Here is a 4,838-nt window from a genome sequence, read left to right on the forward strand (position 1 = left end):
ACCGCGCCCGTCCGCCAGTAGGCAGACTGTCCGGAAGAGGCCCCTGCATTCGGGCCTCCAGGGGCGCAGCCGCCGCCACATTCAGGCAAAATGGCGGCTGTCGCCCCTTTTTCACGCATATACATGTCCGACGTCATCGCCCTGATTTTCGATTTCGACGACACGCTGGCCTCGGACAGCACGTCCGGCTTCCTGGAAAGCATGGGCGTGGACACGGCATCCTTCTGGAAGGATGAGGTCGATCCCTTGCTGTCGCAACAGGACTGGGACCCCGTGCCCGCCTACCTGTACCAGATGATCCAGCTGTCGCAGTCGGGCAAGCATGGCCTCATCACGCAGCAGCGCCTGAAGGACTGGGGCGCGCGGCTGGAACTGCACGACGGCGTGCCCACGTTGTTCCAGCGCCTGCGCGCCGCGGTGCGGGCCGAGCAGCCGCAAGTGCAGCTGGAGTTCTACCTGATCTCCAGCGGCATCGGCGACGTGGTCCGCTCCACGCCCATCGCGCATGAATTCACCGAGATCTGGGCCTCCGAATTCGTCTACGGCGCAGATGGCGGCATCGCCTTTCCGCGCCGCATCGTCAGCTTTACCGACAAGACCCGCTACCTGTTCCATATCCAGAAAGGCATCATCGGCCGCGACTTCCGCAACAAGCCCTTCGAGGTCAACCGCAAGGTGCCCGAGGACCGTCTGCGGGTGCCGTTCGACCAGATGGTGTTCGTCGGCGACGGCTACACCGACATCCCGTGCTTTTCGCTGATCCGCCGCGCCGGCGGCTTCGCCTTCGGCGTCTGGGACCCCAAGCACCGCGACAAGCGCAGCCGGGCCTGGGGCTTCATCGAAGAAGGCCGGGTGTCGAACCTGAACCAGGCCCGCTACGACGAACACGCCGAACTCTACCAATGGCTGGAAGAGGCCGTGACCAGCCTGGCCGGCCGCATCGCCTTGAAGTCGCGGGTGTACCGTGGTTGAAGCAGTCCCCTTGGCGGCGGTCCCGTCCTGGACCGCGCAGGACGCCAGCTTCATGGAACTGGCGCTGGAACAGGCCCGGGCGGCCTACGACATCGGCGAGGTGCCGGTGGGCGCGCTGGTGGTGTCGGCCCAGGGCGACATCCTGGGGCGCGGCTACAACCGCACCATCATCGACCACGACCCTACCGCCCACGCCGAGATCGTCGCCTTGCGCGGCGCCGCCCGCGCGCTTGAAAACTATCGTTTGCCGGGCATCACCGTGTACGTCACGCTGGAGCCCTGCGTCATGTGCATCGGCGCCATGCTGCATGCGCGGCTCTCGCGCGTGGTGTTCGGCGCCTACGATCCCAAGACCGGCGCCTGCGGCAGCGTGCTGGACGTAGGCTCGGTCCCCAAACTCAATCATCACACTTCAGTCACCGGCGGCGTGCTGGCGGAACCTTGCGGCGAGCTGCTGCGCCGGTTCTTCCGCGAGCGCCGCAGCAAGGAATCCGCAGCATGAGCAAATCCCAAGGCGCCAAGGCGCGCGGCGCGAAAGCGGCCGCCGTCCACGAGCACGACCATAACCACGATCATGGCCACGCAGGCCACGAATGTGATGAAGACTGCGGGCATGACCACAGCCACGCCCACGTGCTGCCCGACGCGCGTGGCATCTACCTGATCTCGCCGTCTTCCGCGGTGCGCGATCCGGCCACGGTCGAACTCGCCCGCGAGCGCCTGCAGCAGCAGGGCTTCAAGACCGCCCTGGACCGCACTGCCTTGGCCCAGCACCAGCGCTTCGCAGGCACCGACGCGCAACGCCTGGCCAGCCTGACGCGCGCCGCCAAGCAGAAGCTGCCCATCGTCATGGTGACGCGCGGCGGCTACGGCATGGGCCGGCTGCTGCCTTCTATTGACTGGAAGGCCATGGCCGACAGCGGCAAGCGCTTCGTCGGCATGAGCGACTTCACCGCCTTCAACCTGGGCCTGTTGGCGCAGACCGGGGCGGTCAGCTATACCGGCGCCTCGGCCATCTATGACTTCGGCGGCAAGAAGGTCGACGACCTGACCGAAGCCCTGTTCGGCGAGATCATGCGCGGCGAACTGGAAATCCTCAGCTTCGAAACCCAGGACGCCGATGCGGTGGACTGCCGCGGCATCTTCTGGGGAGGCAACCTTGCCATGCTGACGTCCTTGCTGGGCACGCCCTACATGCCCAAGGTGCGCGGCGGCATCCTGTTCCTGGAAGACGTGGCCGAGCATCCGTACCGCATCGAACGCATGCTGATCCAGCTGGCGCAGGCCGGCATCCTGGGCAAGCAGAAGGCGATCGTGCTGGGCCGCTTCTCGGACTACAAGCTGGCCGCGCACGACAACGGCTACGACCTGCACGAAGTGGTGGCCTGGCTGCGCAAGACGGTCAAGGTGCCGGTGGTGACGGGCTTGCCGTACGGCCACGTCGCGACCAAGGCGACCCTGCCGATCGGGCAGAAGGTGGGCCTGGCCACTGAGAAGGGCATGGCGCACCTGGTGCTGGACGAGCACACGCACTGAAAAAGTAAGGGGCGCCGCGCGCGCCCCTTACTCGTTTCTACTTGAACAGCTTGTCGACCAGCGATTGCGCCTTTTTCTCGCTGCGACGTTTGGCCTCGGCCTGCTCGGCGGGCGACTGGGCTGCCTTGCTGCATTCCCCGGCATAGCTCGCGAAGCGCGATGCGCATTCCTGCGCCAGCTTGCGCGCCTGATCCCAGCCCTGGGTCTGGCCATAGAAGCGGATGGCTTCAGGCCATGCCAGCGCCGAACTCCTGAAGTAGTCGAAGCCCTGGCCCATCACCTTGCTGGCCGGGCCGGATTGGCCCGCGCCCAACAGATTGTTGGCCCGCAGCACATACACCTGCCAGGCGCGGTCCTGCTCGGACGCCAGATTGCGGTCCAGCAAGACAGACCCGCGCGCGCCGGATTCCGCCTGCGCCATGCTCAAGGTCAGCAGCGGCAGGGCGTGTGCGGCGCTGGGGCCCGAAGCGGCCTGGGCCGCGAGCTTGCGCGCGCGCGGGTAGTCCTGAGCCTGCAAGGCCTGCTGCGCCTCGGCAGCGGTCTTGTAGTTCTTCAGCAGCGCGGCCGTGCGGCGTTGCGCGCGCGCCTTGTTCCAGGGCGCGGCTGTGACCGGCGGGCGCGGTTTGCCCGCCATCAAGGGCATGACCTCTTCGGTCAGCGAAGCCAGGCGCGCGCCGGTGTCGGGGTGGCTGACGGTCATCTTATTCCAGATGTCGTCCAGGCCCGTGCGCAAGCCTTCGCTGGCCCCCGCGACGCCGGAGTTCAGCGAGGCCTGCAGTTCGGTCAGGGGGGCGATGTTGTTGCCCTTGGCCGCCTCTTGCTTGCGAGTGTTGTCGGCCGCCGCCTGTTTGATTTGCTCGAGCATGCGCTGGCGCGCTTCGGCTTGGACCTTGGCGTTCTCGGCTTCCCAGGTGGCCTGGCGTTCCAGGAACGCCTTGAAACCTTGCGTATACGAATAGCCCAGTTGCACGCTGACGGTGGCGCCGAAGCGGTCGGCATTTTCTTCCTGCTGCCGGCCCCAGGCAGGCACCAGCATGTTCTTGCCCAGCGTGTACGAGGCGATCACGCTGTCGACGGGGCTCCAGCCGGTGGCGCTGCCGGCCTTGCGGGCCAGCGCCACGCCCACGGTCGCCAGCGTCGCGACCTGGTCGCTTGCGGCGTTGACCGATTCCATCTGGTGGTAGTCCAGATAGACGTGGCCGAATTCGTGGGACAGGATGGCGACGATTTCGTCCTCGGATTCCGCCGACGCCAGCCAGCCCATGGACAGGTAGATGTTGCCGGCGCCGGTGCTATAGGCTTCGAGCGCCGACGACGAGGTCACATGGACCGCGCCCGGCCAGGCGGGCACGCCCGCGGCGTTCTTGATCTTGGCGAGCAGACCGTTCAGGTAGGCCTCCATTTCCGGCATGGCCACGAGGCCCATGCCCTGGGCGCGCTGGTTGCGCGCGTCCTGGCTGGCGTCGGGCCATTGCCGGTCGGCGGGAGGAGGGGGCAGCTGGCCGGTCGTGACCGAAAAACCCTTGCCTCCGGGGAGGGTGGAGCAGGCGCTCAGCAGCAGCGCGCCGGAGATGGCGGCCATGCGCAGGATGTGGGCGGATCGCATCGGCGGCTCAGCGGCAGACGTTCTCGCCCGCACCCGCGGTCGAGCCGGTGGGCGCAGGCACGCCCTTGATCACCGGCCCGCATTGCGCGGCGGAGCCGCGCGCGATGCGCACATGCATGCTGTCCACCCAGTAGTCCTTGCCGTCGACCGTGACGCGGTAGAACTCGCTGGCTTCTTCCAGCACGGTCCAGGGCATGCCCTGGCCCTCGGACTTGGCTGCCGGCGCGCCGCCGTCAGGCTTGGCGTACAGCGGCAGCGGCTTGACGTTCAGGCCGACGATGGCGTCGGCCGCCACGGCGGCCGCACTGGTCAGCGCAAGCGCGGCCGTGGCCAGCGCGGTAATCAGGGAGGAGGGCTTGAGCATGCGTTTCTACTCCTGTTGCGGGCGGGTAGCGGACGGCTCCCGCGCGGGTGTCTGGGACGCCGGCGCGGAGGCGGCATCCGGTTTGCCAAAAAGGAAAGTGGTGGCGCGATTGGTCCAGCCGAGCCAGTGGGCGGCCAGGGCCATGATGGCCAGATCGACAATGGGCAGGGTGCCCACGTTCAGCCAGCGCTGCGCGAGCAGCACGATGTACAGCACGATCAGCGAAGACAGGACGATGGCGGCGGCCTTGCGCAGCAGCAGCAACGCCGCGATGCACAGCTTCGACGCCAGCCAGCGCGCCAGCCACAGGCGGGCGGCGCGGTCGCGCAGCAAGACGGACAGGCGCGCGGCCTTGGCCTT

At 67.5% G+C, this 4,838-nt stretch carries 6 protein-coding genes; 3 read left to right on the forward strand and 3 right to left on the reverse strand.

The genetic code is table 11. The features are described from left to right. Positions 1-123 precede the first annotated feature (123 nt). From VIR09_RS26320 to VIR09_RS26330, 3 genes are read left to right on the forward strand one after another with little or no spacing between them, the layout of a single operon-like run. Positions 124-972, forward strand: coding sequence for an HAD family hydrolase (locus tag VIR09_RS26320; RefSeq protein ID WP_013394075.1), 849 nt, complete (start codon positions 124-126; stop codon positions 970-972). A 10-nt stretch (positions 973-982) separates the two neighbouring features. Beyond that, complete coding sequence (gene tadA, locus VIR09_RS26325) at positions 983-1,474, forward strand: tRNA adenosine(34) deaminase TadA (RefSeq protein WP_332015539.1); 492 nt, start codon at positions 983-985, stop codon at positions 1,472-1,474. Continuing rightward, positions 1,471-2,508: an LD-carboxypeptidase gene (locus VIR09_RS26330; protein ID WP_332015535.1), complete on the forward strand. Its 1,038-nt coding sequence runs from the start codon at positions 1,471-1,473 to the stop codon at positions 2,506-2,508. Before tadA ends, VIR09_RS26330 begins: the two co-directional genes overlap by 4 nt. Positions 2,509-2,545: 37 nt before the next feature. Here VIR09_RS26330 and VIR09_RS26335 read toward each other — a convergent pair whose 3' ends face one another. The 3 genes from VIR09_RS26335 to VIR09_RS26345 form a co-directional block, all read right to left on the reverse strand. Beyond that, entirely contained in the window at positions 2,546-4,114 is a 1,569-nt protein-coding gene (locus VIR09_RS26335; protein WP_332015536.1) for a M48 family metalloprotease, read from the reverse strand. A 7-nt stretch (positions 4,115-4,121) separates the two neighbouring features. Then, complete coding sequence (locus VIR09_RS26340; protein ID WP_332015537.1) at positions 4,122-4,478, reverse strand: hypothetical protein; 357 nt, start codon at positions 4,476-4,478, stop codon at positions 4,122-4,124. A gap of 6 nt (positions 4,479-4,484) precedes the next feature. After that, positions 4,485-4,838, reverse strand: a 354-nt coding sequence (locus tag VIR09_RS26345; RefSeq protein ID WP_332015538.1) for a hypothetical protein, incomplete at its 5' end; no start/stop codon positions are given.

The organism is Achromobacter sp. (assembly GCF_036567245.1).
In the GTDB taxonomy this organism is placed as follows: Bacteria; Pseudomonadota; Gammaproteobacteria; order Burkholderiales; family Burkholderiaceae_B; genus Achromobacter.